This window comes from Streptomyces sp. NPDC001970 (assembly GCF_053594115.1).
Window position 1 is genome coordinate 1 of sequence record NZ_JBSFDW010000119.1, and the last position, 1,410, is coordinate 1,410.

A 1,410-nucleotide genomic window follows, 5' to 3' on the forward strand; every position below is an offset into this window, starting at 1 on the left:
CGCCATCGCCCTCGACCGGGCCGTCTCCCTCAAAGACATCACCCGCCACCCCCACCTCTCCGACCTCGCCCAACTCCTCGACAACACGTCCCGGCAGCGCTCCGGACTGCTCCAGCCGCTGTCGTCGTCGGACGGCGCGCAGACCGGTGCCTCCCTCGTGTGCTTCCCCTACGCCGGAGGCAACGCCGCGAATTTCCAGCAGATGGCCAGGGCACTGCCGGGCGGCGGGCCTGCGGTCCATGCAGTCGAACTACCGGGTCACGACCTTGCCGCCGGCACCGAGAGCGAGCCCTTCGCCCCGATGTCACAGGTGGTCGAGCAGGTCGTCGACGAGATCTCGCGGCTCGGCCCGACCAGGGTCCTGCTGTGGGGCCACTCCTCGGGCACCGCGTTCGCCGTGGAGACGGCGAGAAAGCTGCAGGAGCGCGGGGTGGACGTCGAGCGGGTGTTCCTCGCCGCACAGCTGCTCGGTGACGCCTCCGACCGACGCGCCGCCATCACCGAACTGAACGGGCGGAGCAACGCGCAGATCGCGGCAGAGCTGAGCGCAGACAGCGGCTACACCGCACTCGGTGAGCTGGTGACGCAGCACGCCGCGCACATCGGCGCCGCCTACCGGCACGACTGTGTGTCCGCACACCACTACTTCGCCGACGTCCTGGATGCCCCACCGGCGGTGAAACTGTCGGCGCCGGTGACCGTGGTCGTCGCCGCCGATGATCCGTACACGGCCGCGTACCCGATCCGACACCGCGACTGGCAGCTCCTGGCCGAGCACATCGACCTCCACGAGCTCGCCGACGGCGGCCACTACTTCCTGCGTACCCGTCCGACCGAGGCGGCCAAAGCCGTGCTGAGCGCCGCCGAATGGCCGGCATCCTCCTGAGCCGCGACTGAAAGGAACAACGAGATGTCGTCCTCATCCTCGACATCACTGCTCGACGTGGAGTCCGAACCCGGGAAGCCACCGGTGCTGCGGGTCGAGACCCCCGTCGACGCGACCGCCTGGGCGGCAGAGCAGCGGGACGCGCTGCGCGCCGTGGTCGCCGAGTACGGTTCGGTCCTGGTCCGTGGTTTGGGTTTGCCTGATGCGGGCGTGGTGGGTGGGGTCTTTCGCCGGCTGGCCACGGGTCTGATGGCCGACCGGGAGGCGTTCGCGCCTCGCCAGTCGTACTCCGAGGGCGTGTACTCCTCATCGACGTGGCCGCCGAACCAGCCGATGTGCATGCACCACGAACTGAGCTACGCCCTCCAGCCCCCCGGCCTGATGCTGTTCGCATGTCTGACCGCACCCACCACCGGCGGGGCCACCGCCGTGGCGGACGCCCCCACCGTGCTCCAGGAACTGCCCGCGGAGCTGGTGGCACGGTTCGAACGGGAGGGCTGGCTGCTGACACGCTCGTACAACGA

Annotated in this window: 2 protein-coding genes; both read left to right on the forward strand. The window is 69.8% G+C overall.

Annotated elements, in window-relative coordinates:
* A partial coding sequence (locus tag ACWCP0_RS42115) for a thioesterase II family protein (RefSeq protein ID WP_451083988.1) occupies positions 1–886 on the forward strand: 886 nt, incomplete at its 5' end.
* A 24-nt stretch (positions 887–910) separates the two neighbouring features.
* On the forward strand, positions 911–1,410 hold a 500-nt coding region (locus ACWCP0_RS42120; protein WP_451083989.1), incomplete at its 3' end, for a TauD/TfdA family dioxygenase.